The organism is Ereboglobus sp. PH5-10, assembly GCF_029504735.1.
Lineage (GTDB): Bacteria > Verrucomicrobiota > Verrucomicrobiia > Opitutales > Opitutaceae > Ereboglobus.
Genome location: NZ_JAQFIP010000005.1, coordinates 105,198 through 119,201, shown reverse-complemented (window position 1 = coordinate 119,201; position 14,004 = coordinate 105,198). Strand labels below are relative to the sequence as shown.

Annotated in this window: 10 protein-coding genes; 6 read left to right on the top strand and 4 right to left on the bottom strand. The window is 62.1% G+C overall.

Going from position 1 to position 14,004, the window contains the following annotated elements; all coding sequences use genetic code 11:
• Positions 1 to 72: 72 nt before the first annotated feature.
• Together M2447_RS05935 and pdxA are read right to left on the bottom strand one after the other, a co-directional pair.
• Complete coding sequence (locus tag M2447_RS05935; RefSeq protein ID WP_277557808.1) at positions 73 to 2,028, bottom strand: M48 family metallopeptidase; 1,956 nt, start codon at positions 2,026 to 2,028, stop codon at positions 73 to 75.
• 166 nt (positions 2,029 to 2,194) lie between these two features.
• Positions 2,195 to 3,136 carry a 4-hydroxythreonine-4-phosphate dehydrogenase PdxA gene (pdxA, locus tag M2447_RS05930; RefSeq protein ID WP_277557807.1) on the bottom strand — a complete coding sequence of 314 codons (942 nt, stop codon included), beginning with the start codon at positions 3,134 to 3,136 and terminating at the stop codon, positions 2,195 to 2,197.
• 269 nt (positions 3,137 to 3,405) lie between these two features.
• Between pdxA and M2447_RS05925 the strand changes: the two genes are divergently transcribed.
• Complete coding sequence (locus M2447_RS05925; RefSeq protein WP_277557806.1) at positions 3,406 to 3,861, top strand: Hsp20/alpha crystallin family protein; 456 nt, start codon at positions 3,406 to 3,408, stop codon at positions 3,859 to 3,861.
• Between the two features lie 48 nt (positions 3,862 to 3,909).
• Positions 3,910 to 4,299: an Hsp20/alpha crystallin family protein gene (locus M2447_RS05920; protein ID WP_277557805.1), complete on the top strand. Its 390-nt coding sequence runs from the start codon at positions 3,910 to 3,912 to the stop codon at positions 4,297 to 4,299.
• Between the two features lie 96 nt (positions 4,300 to 4,395).
• Here M2447_RS05920 and M2447_RS05915 read toward each other — a convergent pair whose 3' ends face one another.
• Positions 4,396 to 5,361, bottom strand: coding sequence for a hypothetical protein (locus M2447_RS05915; protein ID WP_277557804.1), 966 nt, complete (start codon positions 5,359 to 5,361; stop codon positions 4,396 to 4,398).
• Positions 5,362 to 5,399: 38 nt separating this feature from the next.
• On the bottom strand, positions 5,400 to 7,556 hold the full coding sequence (locus M2447_RS05910; RefSeq protein WP_277557803.1) for a DUF6259 domain-containing protein: 2,157 nt from the start codon (positions 7,554 to 7,556) through the stop codon (positions 5,400 to 5,402).
• Between the two features lie 187 nt (positions 7,557 to 7,743).
• Here M2447_RS05910 and tsaD point away from each other — a divergent pair, with 187 nt between their 5' ends.
• The 4 genes from tsaD to M2447_RS05890 all read left to right on the top strand — a co-directional run bounded on the left by tsaD (position 7,744) and on the right by M2447_RS05890 (position 13,974).
• Positions 7,744 to 8,793 carry a tRNA (adenosine(37)-N6)-threonylcarbamoyltransferase complex transferase subunit TsaD gene (gene tsaD / locus M2447_RS05905; protein WP_277557802.1) on the top strand — a complete coding sequence of 350 codons (1,050 nt, stop codon included), beginning with the start codon at positions 7,744 to 7,746 and terminating at the stop codon, positions 8,791 to 8,793.
• A 195-nt stretch (positions 8,794 to 8,988) separates the two neighbouring features.
• Positions 8,989 to 9,939, top strand: a complete 951-nt coding sequence (locus tag M2447_RS05900; protein ID WP_277508802.1) for a ketose-bisphosphate aldolase — start codon at positions 8,989 to 8,991, stop codon at positions 9,937 to 9,939.
• 163 nt (positions 9,940 to 10,102) lie between these two features.
• Positions 10,103 to 11,227 (top strand): aminopeptidase, encoded by a 1,125-nt coding sequence (locus M2447_RS05895; RefSeq protein ID WP_108826100.1) that lies wholly within the window; start codon positions 10,103 to 10,105, stop codon positions 11,225 to 11,227.
• Positions 11,228 to 11,394: 167 nt separating this feature from the next.
• On the top strand, positions 11,395 to 13,974 hold the full coding sequence (locus tag M2447_RS05890) for a DUF3516 domain-containing protein (protein ID WP_343215377.1): 2,580 nt from the start codon (positions 11,395 to 11,397) through the stop codon (positions 13,972 to 13,974).
• Positions 13,975 to 14,004 lie beyond the last annotated feature (30 nt).

Genomic DNA, 14,004 nt, shown 5'->3' with positions numbered 1-14,004 from the left:
CCGATGTTATTTTACGCTCCTTAATATTCTGACAAACGCAGTTTTGTCATTTGCTCATCATTAATGTGCGCATCACTCTACCAGCACTGGCGCCGGGCAGTTCAGCGCGGCGGCGATGGCACGGAGGAGGTTTTGCTCTTCCACCTCGATTTTTCCGTCGTCGGAGATGGTTCGCACGAGCGCGTTGATCACGGTGCGTTTTACGGCGGGCGTGCAGATGTCGAGGCGGTCGAGCGCGCGGGTCAGGGTTTTGGCGCTCATGCCGGTTGCGCTTGCCATTGAGAGCGCGATGTCCGGTTGCGTTTCGCGGATGGCGGACGCGCCCGTTTCAAATGCGTGTTGTTGCGAAGCTTCCGCCGAGCTTCCGGCGCGCGCCGCCGCGCTCAATATGAGCGCGATTTCGTCCGCGACGGCCGCGCACGTTTTGATGAGCACGCCGGGGTTTCCGGGCGGGCGCAGGTTGCGGTGGATTACCTTGCGCAGGGCGTATTCGTGCAGGCTCACCTCGCCGTCGGCTTCGATGAAGGCGTCCACCGCGTCGATCGTGGCGTTGATCAGGCGTGCGTCCACGTGGCGGATCGCCGAGAGCGCAAGGTCGCCGAGTGCGATGCGCGTCCACGAGGGAACGGTTTCGATGCGCGCCACCAGGTCAATGAATGCCACGCGTTCCGTCGTGCTCAGCGCGCGCGCGATCGCGGCGTCCTGCTTGGCGGCGGCCTCGGCGTTGGTCTTGTCATACAACGTCGCCAGTAGCACTGCGCGCGCGCGTTCGGGATCGCGCGCGGCCTCGCGGAAATCCTCCGGGATCGCCGCCAGTATTTCCGCGCCTTTTTGCGCGTCGGGAGCCTCGGCGGAGGCGATTGCCGCCAAAAACGCCGCCGCGCCGACTGCCGAGGGCAATGGCGGGGGCATGCCGGGAACGCGCGGCGGGTGCGATGCGTTTGCGCTGGCGCGAGTTTGCGCCGCCTCGGTTGCGATGGATGTTTTTTTTGCCGCTTTGAAGTTTCCGTCGAACGAAGGATCAATGGCCTTGATGCGCGCGTCGAGCGGCGGGTGCGTGGCAAAGGCGCCGCCGAACGATGAGCGCAGCGCGCTCGCAAAATACATGTGGCTGGTCTCGGTGGCGTGCGGACTTTCGATGCGCGAGCCCGACGTCGCGGCGCCGATTTTTTTCAGGGCTCCCGCGATGCCGTCCGGATTGCGTGTGAACTGGACGGCGGACGCGTCGGCCAGAAATTCCCGCTGGCGCGAAACCGCCGCCTGAATCAGACGCCCGAAAATCACGCCGATGTAACCGATGATGATGAGCGCGAGGCCGAGCAACGCCATCACGACCACGCCGCCGCTTTTGTTTTTTGACGAGCGTCCCCCCGACGAGAAACCGATTCGCACAATGACGCGCCCGATGATCGTCAGGAGCAGGATGCCGAAGAGCAATCCGATCAGGCGGATGTTGAGCCTCATGTCGCCGTTGAGGATGTGGCTGAACTCGTGCGCGACCACTCCCTGCAATTCGTCGCGAGAGAGCGAGTCGAGCGCGCCTTGCGTGACGGCCACCGCGGCGTCGTCCGGCGAGTAGCCGGCGGCAAACGCGTTGATGCCCTCCTCCGGCAGCACGTAAACTTCAGGCATGCGCACGCCGGCGGCGATGGACATTTCCTCGACGATGTTGACGAGCCGGCGGCGTTGCGGATCGCTTGTGTTTGGCGAGACAAGCTGCCCGCCCAGCGAGCGCGCGACGACGCCCCCGCCCGAGCGCAGCGACAGCGTTTTAAAAAGGCTGCCGAGCCCGATCACGGCGATGGTGATGCCCGCGGTGCCAATAAATACTTCCGGCTGCCAGATTGGAAAATACAAATCGGGATTGTTGCTCTCCGAGATGAGCAGGCGCATGCCTAATACTATGGCGAAATAAATCGTGGCGATGATCGCGATTACCGCCGCGATGTAGAAAAACACGAGTCGCGCCGATTTCTTGCGCGCGTTATCCTGAGCCTGAAAGAAGTCCATGGTGATGAAAGCGAGCATGGATAGGTTTGCGCGGGCAATCCAAGAATTGTTGGGGCGAAAATTTCATGGGTTGCGCGCGCTGCTTGCGATGCCCCTGCGCGACGAGAGTTGCGCCTACTTGCGCACGCGTCGCAACCCTCGGGCCACGTTGTGCGGCGCCCTTGGTGCCGTGCTCGTTTTTAAATCATCCTGCCCGCAGCGCGATCAACCGTTGTGCGACGGTCACGGCGTTGGTGAAACTTCTCGGGTTTGCCTCGCCTTTGCCCGCGATGCCGAAGGCGGTGCCATGGTCGGGGCTGGTGCGCACGTGCGGCAGGCCGAGGGTGACGTTCACCGCCTCGTCGAAGTCGATTGTTTTCAACGGGGCGAGCCCCTGGTCGTGGTAGAGGGCGACGATCACGTCGAATTCGCCGCGCAATGCGCGTCCGAAAATCGTGTCGCTCGGTTCGCAGCGCGAGAGTTTCGGGCAACCGCCGGCGCGCAGTGTGTCGAGCAACGGGTCGATTGTGTCGCGTTCCTCGACGCCGAGCATGCCGCCTTCGCCCGCGTGCGGGTTGAGGCCGCACACGCCGATGCGCGGCGCGGCGATGCCGTCGGCGCGCGCGAGTTCGTCCGCGGCGCGCACGGCGCGCGAGATTTCCCCCGGCGTTAAATGTTCCGGCACTTCGCGCAGCGGGATGTGCCATGTCAGCAACACAACGCGCAGCCGACCTCCGCAAAACGCCATCGTCGGAACACCGCCCCAGCGCGCCGCGAAAAACTCCGTCTGCCCGGGAAACGGGTAGCCCGCTTTTTGCAGCCAGCTTTTGCTGACGGGGCCGGTGACGACGCCTGAGAACTCGCCATTTCGCACACCCTCGGCGGCGCGCTCCATGGCGGCGAGCGCGATGCGCGCGCCTTCCACGGATGGGCGGCCCGGCGTCATTTCGAATTGTCCGGAGTCCGCGCTTACGAGCGTCGCATCCTTCGCGGCGGGTGTGTGCGAGGGCAGGGCGCGCAGCCATTGCGCGGGGCCGATCACGGCGACATCGCGCGCCCGCGCTGGATGCGCGGCAAGCCATGCCGCTATGATTTCCGGGCCGACGCCCGCCGGGTCTCCGCATGTGAAGGCAAGTTTCGCGCTCATTGTTGTTGGCGGATTTTTGCACGCCCGCCGTCGCCGCCGCAAAAGGAAAAGCGCGGGGCGTGCCGAAATTTCCCGATGCGTGTGACATCCGGGCGGACAACTTTTCACAGGTGTCCCAGCGCTCGAAAATCAAGTCTTTGAAAGTGCGCGTGTTGCGCGTTTCGCACATTCGGCACCGTTTCAGCTTAACAAGGAGGCATCACGGCCACGGGGCCATTCATCACATGAACAACTTTTCACCAACAACCAAAAACAGAAAGGCAACAACCATGAAAATGACACGTTACGCATATCCTTGCACACTCCGCCCGGCCTCCGCGTTCGGCACCGAACTGGCGCGCAGGATGGCGGGTGATTTCGATACACAATTCGAGGATTTGTTCGGCTTGTTCTGGGGTGGCAAGGGCAACTCCTGCAACGGCGAATTCTTCCCTCTCGATATCTACGAGGACAAGGACAACAGCTATGTCCGCGCCGAGCTTCCCGGCATCGCCCGCGGCGACATCACGGTCGAGGTGGTTGATGGCTCGCTGGAGATTTCCGCGGCGCGCAGGACGGGCGACGGCGACAATTCGCAAACCGTCACGCTCAAGCGCAGCGTCCTTCTCCCCGAGAACACGCAGGCCGACAAAATCAGCGCCGCGAGCGAGAACGGCATCCTCACGATCACGCTTCCAAAACAGGAGCAGGCGAAACCGCGCAAGCTGACAATCTCCGTCAACTGACCGCGAATGAACATTAACCCGCATTTCAAACAGAAAGGAAAACACATCATGTCACTCATCAAATCCATATTCCCGGCTGCAAATCGCGCCGAGTCCGCGAACCACAACACGACCGCCGGAGTGCGGCCCCGCTACGACATTGTCGCCAACGACACATCGTGGACGCTGAAGGCGTTCCTGCCGGGCGTTGCCAAGAATGACCTCTCCATCACCGATGAAAACGGGGTGTTGGGCATTCGCGGCGAACGCGCGTGGAAAAGCCCGAAGGAGTGGACCACGCTCCATCGCGAAACCGGCGACGAGGCGTTTGCGCTTTCGTTCCAGCACGAGGGCCGGATCGACGTGGAAAAAATCCATGCCGAGTTTGCCGACGGCGTGTTGACCGTCACGCTTCCGAAAGCCGAGGCGCTCAAGCCTCGCAAAATCGAAATCAATTAACCGGCGCCGCCGGTTTTTTGGAAAGATACGATCATGCCAAAGTCCCCGCCGCGCGAGTGGCGGGGGCTTAGTTTTTGCGACGTGGCGACGCCGCGATTAGCGCTCGAAAAATTCATACTCGATTGTCCATCGTGCGGTTTGGCCGGGGTGGACTTGGCGTGTGGTGTAGGGCTCGATGCAGGCGGTTGCGGGGCAGGCCCAGAAGACGATGTGCGAGAGGTGTCCGCTGCCCTTGGCGCGCACTCCAGCGCCCGATTTGCGGTTGTGCAGTTCGAAGGCGTAGCCGGTTTGCGCGGGATCGTGACCGTGGAGGTTGCCCATGAAAACTTTTTCGCCGGCGTTTAGTTCGCGCGAAAAATTTATGCCGGTGTCGGTCAGCGCCACGCTGTCATACGCCTCGCGCCAGTCGCCTTCGGGGCGGAAGGGGAGGCGGATCTCGGTGTCCGGGCCCGTGGTCATGCCGTCGATGGTGAAAAAGTTGTGGTTGTAAACTTGTCCCTCCAGCGGTTTCGCGCCCGTGTTTTTGAGTGCGTATTCCAGTCGCAAGCCGGGTTTGTCGGTGGTGAGTTGCAGCGTTTTTCGGTAGTCGTAGGCGAGGTCGCCGCTGGTTAGCGTGTGCTGGAAATCCACGCGGTCGGCGCTTATGCCGGTTTGCCGTTTGCCTTTGTTTGAGATCGGGTAGGTTTGGAAACGGTCGTAGGGGGCGTCGGTGGTTTTGCGCAACGCGCCCACGCCGATTTTCAGGAACTCGTCTCCCTCGGCGGCGTCCTCGTAGCCGGTTTGCGTGAACTCATCGACCGGGCCGCAGATGCCGTCGTGACACAACGGGTCGTGCGCGGGAAACCATTCGTCGAAGTAGCGGTGTCCGCGCCAGCGCAGGTCGCGAATCACGCCCGCCCAGTCGAAGCGCGTGCCGCGGTAGTAGCCCGCGTCGGAATCCGGCAGGCAGATTTCGGCGTGGACGCCGTTGGCGGAGATGCGCGCGACGGGAAAATCCGTCGGCGTAGGGGCGCACCTTGCGTGCGCCCTCGTGGGCGAGTGTGTGTTTGCGGACGGTTTCACAAAGCGGGCGGGCGCGAGGGCGCACGCGAGGTGCGCCCCTACTTGGTTTTTTCGTAAACGAGCACGGCGAGGGCGTGCTGGCCGAGCGAGACTTTGCCGCCGTCCTTCGAGACGGTGGCGCCGTTGGCTGTTCTGGATTCCTTGTATTTGTAGCCGGGGACGGTGATCGCGGTGGTTTGCGGAGCTTCGACGGTTTGCGTCACCACCACCGCCATGCCGTTGCCGTTGGTGTAGGCGCGGGCCTCGACTTGCGGGTTGGAGTTCGTGAAGCCTTCGGTGTCGCGATAGGTGCCGGCCACGATCAGGTCGATGTAGCGTTCCTTGATTTCGTTGATTTTTGCAAGGTAGGCTTGGTAGGTGGGCGTTTTGTCGATGAGGTCGCGGCAGCGGTAGATTTCGATGTCGTTGACCAGTCCTTTCAGGACGGTGTTGTTGACGCGGCGCTCGATGTCGGTGTCGTCGCGGATTTCGCGGTCGGAGACGATGACTTCGGGGAATGTGTAACGGAACCAGTCGATGAAGCTGTTCGGGCCCGCCGTCGTTGTGTAGATGTGTATGTAGTCGCAATATTGCGCGGTGGCGTCGGTGAGCCATTCGGTGCCCAGGGCGAACTGCGGGTCCTTTTTCATGTTTTGCGCGCGTATCTTTTTTAGCACGGCGGCCTTGTCGGCGAGCACGCGGTGGTGGGGGATCGGGAACTCGCCGCTGATGTCCCAGTTGGTCGTGCGCTCGACGTAGCCGAGCTGGTCGTAGAAGACGCTGTCGGCGCCGTAGTTGTAAGCGCGGGCCGCCCATTCGAGGAGCATTTTCTGCCAGCGCGGGTCGCGTGTGTCGGCAACCACAAAGGTGCGCGCGTTGTAGTTGCCCAGAAACGTGGCCATGCCCGTGAAGCGATATTGCTCGGTGAGTTCCGCGCCGGTGTTGTCCTTGTAGCAGATTTCCTTTCCGGGGCCGTTTTTGTAGAACTCGCTTTCGCGGTCGATGAGCTTGCCGTTGAAATAGAGCAGCAACCGGCCGCCGTCCTTTTTGTAGTCGGCGATTGCTTTTTTCCAACCCGCGTCGCCGCCCTGCGCGGGGTCGGCGTCGTAGTGCGGGTTGCCGTTGTCCATGCCGGTTTCCCACCAGCCGAAGGCAAACACGGCGTCGGCGCCCACGCTTTCGCCCACGCTTTTGATGCGGCCCGGAAGGTCGGTGTATTTGAAAAACTGTTCGCCGTATTGATGGCGCAGGATTATCCGCTGCCAGCTTTTCATGCGCTTGACCCACGCGGGCGGATCGCGGTGCTCCCACCAGGTGTCGGCCCAGCGGCGGTAGAGTTTCGAGGTCTGGTGCCATGTGCCCGAGTAGGGGCCGATGACGTTTGCGTCGCACTTCCATGTCTGGCCGTTGACGCATTGCGGGTATTTGTAGAAGCCGGCCTCGAGTTGCGTGAACGCGCCCGCCTTGTCGGGATAAAGGCGCAAGCCGTGCCAAGTGTCCTGAAACGAAGGGTCGTGGCTTCCGAAATAAAGACCCTGCGAGTCGCTGAAAAACGCGAAGCAATTCGACGCGCAGGTGGTCACGAAACGGGCGGGATACCTGACGTCCCATTGCCGGAAATACTGCGCGGGGCTGCGGTATGGGGCGGCGGTGTTGCCCCTTCGCATGATCTCCCGGCGCACGTCGTTGAAGACCTGGCCGCCGGTGTCGGTTATGAGCAGCTTGTGGTCTTTTGGCAGCGGCATGTTTGCGACGAGCGGGTAGTGCAGCTCGCGGATGACGGTGTGCGGCTCGTTGTTTTTCACTTCCGAGGAGAAGCGCACAAAGTCGTCCTCGAGCCAGATGTCGAAGCGCACCTGCATGTTCAGCGCGCGTCCGTCGAGAACCAGCTTGTCGTAGCTGATTGTTATGACGCCGTCCTTCCGCGAAACCTTGGGCGCCTGCGAGTCCGCCGTCACCTGCAGCTCCTTGTATTTCGGCGTGTCGTAATAGAGGCGCCACAAATGCCCGCCGCCGGCGTAGTTCTGCCCGGTCGCGAGATTCTTGAGGCTGGCGAGTTCGCCCCTGCCGGTGATCGACACCTGGAGCTTGTCATTTGCGAGCGTGTGGAGTTGCGAGGCGGCGGCGGTCCCGGCCATCGCGGCGAGCAGGGCGAATGCGGCAAACGCGCGCGTTAATTTTTTCAGGGCGGGCATCTTGCATCTGATCGATTGCATGAATGTGTGTGTGGTTTGAGGTTTGTTATTTTGCGGAAAACAAAAAAGGGCGGGGAAGGGAGGCAACGGACGTCGATGCTGCTGGCGCAAACGCGCGCGGCAAACAGCCTTTTGCGGCAAAGCATTTCTATTTTGCGACATTGACCGGCGAAGGCGGAATGTTTGGCCTTGGAGCGCAACCGCCACCATGATTCTTGCCATCGAAACATCCTGCGATGAAACCGCCGCCGCGCTATTTGACCCGGCGCGCGGCATCGCGCATGAATGGGTGCATTCGCAAATCGCGCTCCACGGACGCTACGGCGGCGTCGTGCCCGACCTCGCCACGCGCGAACACCTGCGCACCATCGCGCCGCTGCTCGAACGCGCGCGTGATGCGTCGGACGGTTTTTCGGGCGTCGCGCAAATCGCCGTCACGCACGGGCCGGGACTCGCCGGATGCCTTGCCATCGGTGTCGCCGCGGCAAAATCGCTCGCGCTCGCGCTCGGCGTTCCCCTCGTCGGAATCAACCATCTGCGCGGACATGCGTTTTCGCCCTTCATCGCGCTGCACGCGTCGGCCCCGGAAAAGTTCGATGAAAATTTCGCCGCGCTGCTGCCGCACCTCGGACTGATCGTCTCGGGCGGCAATACGATTCTCTTCCGCATCGACCGCGATCGGCGCGTCAAAGTCATCTCGACCACGCGCGACGACGCCGCGGGCGAGGCGCTCGACAAGGGCGCAAAACTCCTCGGCCTCGGTTATCCCGGCGGCCCGCTCGTCGAAAAACTCGCCGCCGAAGGCAAGGTTGACGCCTTTGATTTTCCACGCGGCATCGGACCGCGCAGCGATCTCGACTTTAGTTTTTCGGGCCTGAAAACCGCGCTCCGCTACACGCTCGAAAAAATGGCGCCCGACATAATCACCGCGCGCATGCCCGACCTGTGCGCGAGTTACCAGCAGGCGGTGATCGACGCGCTCGTGCGCAAGACCACCAACGCCCTTGCGCAAAACCGCGCCTCCACCGCCGACCGCTATGCGAGCATCGGCCTGTCCGGGGGCGTGGCAAACAACAAAACGCTCCGCGGCGCGTTCGAGGGCATCGCAAAAAAGCACCGCATTCCGTTTCTCATGGCCGAGCCGCGCCACACCGGCGACAACGCCTCAATGATCGCTTTCGCCGCCTGGGCCGACCCCGGCGCGAAGCCCGTTGCAATCCCAACCCTCGCCATCGAGCCCGGTTTGGAGTTGGCGTGATCGAGTCGTTACTGAGGCGCGTCCCCGGTGGACTGTGTTAAGCCGCAATGCTTTTGCCATTCTGGCGCGGGGGGATGTGCCAAGAAGTGGTTGGGCGTAAAAAAACCCTTGTCGCGTTTGTTTCGACGATTAACTTCTAAAACTTCGTCAAGTTAAACAGGCTTCGGCCAAATCAAAACCACCAACGCACTCATCATGATCGTTACAACCGCAGAACTCTTCAAACACGCCTACGGCAAATACGCCATCGGCGCCTACAATATCAATAACGCCGAGCAGACCATGGGTCTGTTCAAAGGCTGCATGGCCTCGAAGGCGCCTTTCATCATCCAGATTTCCAAGGGTGCGCGCAAATACACCGACAAGCTCATGCTTGAGGGCATGATCCGTTCCGCCGACACCATTTTCCCGGACGCCATCTTCGCCGTTCACCTCGACCACGGTGACGAGGAAACCTGCTACGATTGCATCAACTCCGGCTTCTACAGCTCCGTCATGATCGACGCCTCGCACGATCCGTTCGAGAAAAACGTCGAGATCACCAAGCGCGTCGTCGAGGCCGCCCACAAGAAGGGCATCTCCGTCGAGGCCGAGCTCGGCATGCTCGGAGGCGTCGAGGAGGACGTGAAGGTCGAGGACGGCGCGGCCACGCTCACCGATCCCGAGGAAGCCAAGAAATTCGTCGAGCTCACCGGCTGTGACTCGCTCGCCTGCGCCATCGGCACCTCGCACGGCGCCTTCAAGTTCAAGGGCAAACAATCGCTCCACTTCGATGTGCTCGAAAAAATCAAGGCACTCCTCCCCAACTTCCCGCTCGTCATGCACGGCTCCTCGTCCGTCCCGCAGGACGAGGTCGCGCGCATCAACGCCGCCGGCGGCCAGATCAAGGACAGCGCCGGTGTCAACGTGAACGAATACCTGCCCGCCGCGAAACTCGGCGTCACCAAGATCAACATCGACACCGACGGACGCCTCGTCTGGACGCGCGTTCACCGCGAATTCTTCCGCGACAAGCCGGCTGATTTCGACTTCCGCGCCCCCGGCAAGGTTTACATCGAGGAATACGCGAAGTTCATCGCCAGCCGCAACGAGCTCCTCGGCAGCGCAGGACAACTCGACGCCGTTCGCGCCAGCCTCAAGAAATAAGCAAAACCAACGCATTTCTTTGAAACATCTCACGCGACTCCGGCAACGGGGTCGCGTTTTTTTTCGACGGGGGCGCTCCGCTCCGTGTCGCGACAATGCCGGGCGCGCCTGCGAGTTTCCCTCTTGCGCGGGTTCGTTCCGTCGCTGATATAATTTCCACACAATGCTTACCGATCCTCGCTTCACAAAACTCGCCCAAGGTCTTATTAATTTCTCCTGCTCGCTCAAGAAGGGCGAGCGGGTGCTCATCGACGCCTTCGATATTCCCGACGGAATGGTGATCGAGCTCATCCGCGCGGCGAAGGCCAGGGGCGCGCATCCCTACGTTAATATCAACCGCGCCCGCATCACGCGCGAGCTCACGCTCGGCGCCGAGGAATCCCAGTATGCCGCGCACGCCGAGGTCGAGCTCGCGCGCATGAAAAAAATGGACGCCTACATCGCGCTGCGCGGTTCCGACAATATTTTCGAGGCCTCCGATGTGCGCCCCGAGCGCGCGCAACTGGTCGCCCGGCTCATGCGTCCCGTGCTCCAGCATCGCGTGAACAACACCAAATGGGTCGTGCTCCGCTGGCCCACCTCCGCGATGGCGCAACAGGCGGGCATGAGCACCGAGGCGTTCGAGGATTTTTATTTCCGCGTCTGCACGCTTGACTATGCGCGCATGATTCCGGGCATGAACGCGCTCGTGAAACTCATGACAAACACCGATCGCGTGCACATCAAAGGCCCCGGCACCGACTTGAAGTTTTCGATCAAGGGCATTGGCGCGGTTCCATGCGGCGGTCTGCGCAACATCCCCGACGGCGAAGTGTATTCGTGCCCGGTCAAGGACAGCGTCGAGGGCGTCATCCAATACAACGTGCCCACGGTTTACCTCGGCTGTTCGTTCGACAAGGTGCGCCTTGTTTTCAGCAAGGGCAAAATCGTCGAGGCCACATCGACCAACACCAAGCGCCTGAACGAAATTCTCAATAGCGACGCGGGCGCGCGTTACATCGGCGAGTTTGCGCTCGGCTTCAATCCGCACATTCTGAACCCGATGAGCGACATTCTTTTCGACGAGAAAATCGCGGGTTCGTTCCACTTCACGCCGGGCAATGCCTACGAGGACTGCGGCAATGGCAACAAGTCCCAAGTTCACTGGGACATGGTGTGCATGCAGCGCCCCGAATACGGCGGCGGCGAGATTTGGTTCGACGGCAAGTTGATCCGCAAGGACGGCATGTTCGTTCCCAAGTCGCTGCACAAACTCAACCCGGCCTACCTGCTCGGCAAGGGCAAGTGAGGTCATCTCGTCGCGCAGGGGCGTCGCAAGAACACGCGGCGCCCCTCGTGGCATCCGTTGCGTGAAACGCGGCGTTGCGCGCGGCGGCGCGCGGCGTCTTTGTTTTTCTCGTTTTGTCAAACGCACCGCTCACGCCACTTCCGCCGCACAGCTCCAACGACGCCGTCATGGAGCGGTTTCTCGACGCCATGTCCGCGCGCGGCATGACGCTTTACCCGGAGCAGGAGGAGGCGATTCTGGAATTGTTCGCCGGCAACAACGTCATCCTCGCCACGCCCACCGGCTCCGGCAAGTCGCTCGTCGCCGCCGCGCTGCACTTCAAGGAGCTCTGCGCGCACACACCCGCCGCGCCGCGCCGCTCGGTTTACACCTGCCCGATCAAGGCGCTCGTGAACGAAAAATTCCTCGCGCTCTGCCGCGACTTCGGCCCCGAAAACGTCGGCATGATGACGGGCGACGCGAGTGTGAACCCGTCCGCGCCCGTGCTCTGCTGCACCGCGGAAATCCTCGCCAACATCGCGCTCGCCGGCGGCGAACGCGCGGAGTCGGTCGCCGCCGTGATCATGGACGAGTTTCATTATTACTCGGACAACGAGCGCGGCGTCGCCTGGCAAACGCCGCTGCTCCTGATGCCGCGCGCGCGTTTCCTGCTCATGTCGGCGACGCTCGGCAACACCGAGGCGGTCGAGCGCGCGCTGGTGAAACTCACGGGCGCGCCGGCGGTCACGGTTCGCAGCGACAGCCGGCCGGTGCCGTTGCAATTCGAGTATTCCGAAACACCGCTCACCGAGCGTGTCGCCGATCTGCTCGCGCTGAAACGCGCGCCGGTTTACCTCGTGCATTTTACGCAGCGCGAGGCATCCGAGGCCGCGCAGGACCTGACGAGCCTCGCCAACATTTGCACGCGCGATGAAAAGGCCGCGCTCGCCGCCGCGCTTGAAAACGTCCGCTTCAACAGCCCCTACGGGCGCGACATGAAACGCTGGCTGCGCGCCGGCATAGGCGTGCACCACGCGGGCCTGCTGCCGCGCTACCGCATCCTCGTCGAGCAGCTCGCGCAACGCGGCCTGCTAAAACTCATCTGCGGCACCGACACGCTCGGCGTCGGCATCAACGTGCCCATCCGCACGGTCCTGTTCACCAAGCTCTGGAAATACGACGGGCAAAAAGCCGCCATCCTCAACGTGCGCGATTTCCGCCAGATCGCGGGCCGCGCCGGGCGCAAGGGTTTCGACGACACCGGCCACGTGATCGTGCAGGCGCCCGAGCATGTGATCGCCAACAAAATCGCTGCCGAAAAAGCGGCGAAATCCAGCGGCAAAAAGAAAAACGCGCCGAAGCAAAAAGCGCCCGAGGGCACGCCGGGCTGGGACGCCGGGACGTTTGAAAAACTCATGACCGCGCCGCCCGAGGGCCTGCAATCGCGCTTCGCCGTTTCGCACGGCATGCTGTTGCACGTCCTCAGTCGCGACGCCGACGGCTGCCGCGTGATGCGCAAGCTTATCGCCGATTCGCACGAGCCCGACGTGCGCAAAAAAGCGCACCGCCGCCGCGCGTGGCAGTTGTTTCGCGCGCTGCTCGAGCGCAAAATCATCGAGTGGATTCCGAGGGAGGCGCGCCCCGCGAATGGAAAAAAACTGCGCGTGAACGTCGATTTGCAGGACGATTTTTCGCTGCACCAGCCGCTCTCGCTCTACCTGCTCGACACGCTGCCGCTGCTCGACCGCGAATCGCCCGACTACGCGTTCGACGTGCTCACGCTCTGCGAAAGCATCGTGGAGAATCCGGAGATCATTTTGCGCCGCCAGCTCGACCGGATAAAAACCGACGAGCTCGCGCGCATGAAGGCCGCCGACATCCCCTACGACGAGCGCATGGCGAAACTCGACGAACTCGAATACCCGAAGCCGTTGCGCGAATTTTTATACGACACATTCAACGCCTTCGCCGCCGCGCACCCGTGGGTGGAAAACGAAAACGTGCGCCCCAAGTCCATCGCGCGCGAGATGTATGAGCGCTACCAGTCGTTCGCCGAATACGTGCGCGAATACGGCATCGAGCGCAGCGAGGGCCTGCTGCTGCGGCACCTTTCACAAGTGTATAAAGTGCTCGCGCAAACCGTGCCCGACTCTGCCAAGACCGAGGAAGTCCGCGAAATGGAAACGTATTTTCATGAGCTGATCCGCGGCATCGACAGCAGTCTGCTTGAGGAATGGGAAAAGATGCGCGATCCGAATTTCGCGATCGCGGACGCGGCTGACAAGGACGGCAAACCCGCGCGCCCGTCGAACTACGACATCACGAGAGACGCGGCCGCGCTGCGGCGTTTGGCGCGTGCGACGATACTGGGCTTTTTGCAGGACGTGGCCGCGCGCGATTACGAGGCGGCGGCGGAACGAATGGCATGGCAAGGCGGCGCGGACATTCCCGCCTGTGCCGACGGCGAAACAACCCTCGCGCAAACTTTCCAAACCGCACAGACAGGAATGTCTGTGCCACCTTCACAAGCGCGTTTCATCGAGCGGCAATTCGCCCCGTATTTCGACGCGCGCGGACGCTTCCGTCTCGATCCCGAGGGCCGCGCCGCGAAGCACACGTATTTCGACGACGACGGCGCGAGCATTGCGCAAGTGCTCGCCGACACCGACGAGCAAAACGACTGGGAGGCGCGATTCACTCTCGACCGCGAAGCCACGCGCCGCGAATCACGCGTCGTGCTCCGCTTCGACGGCGTGGGAGCGATTTAATAAAAAACGCTTTGTCGCCCGCGCGGCATC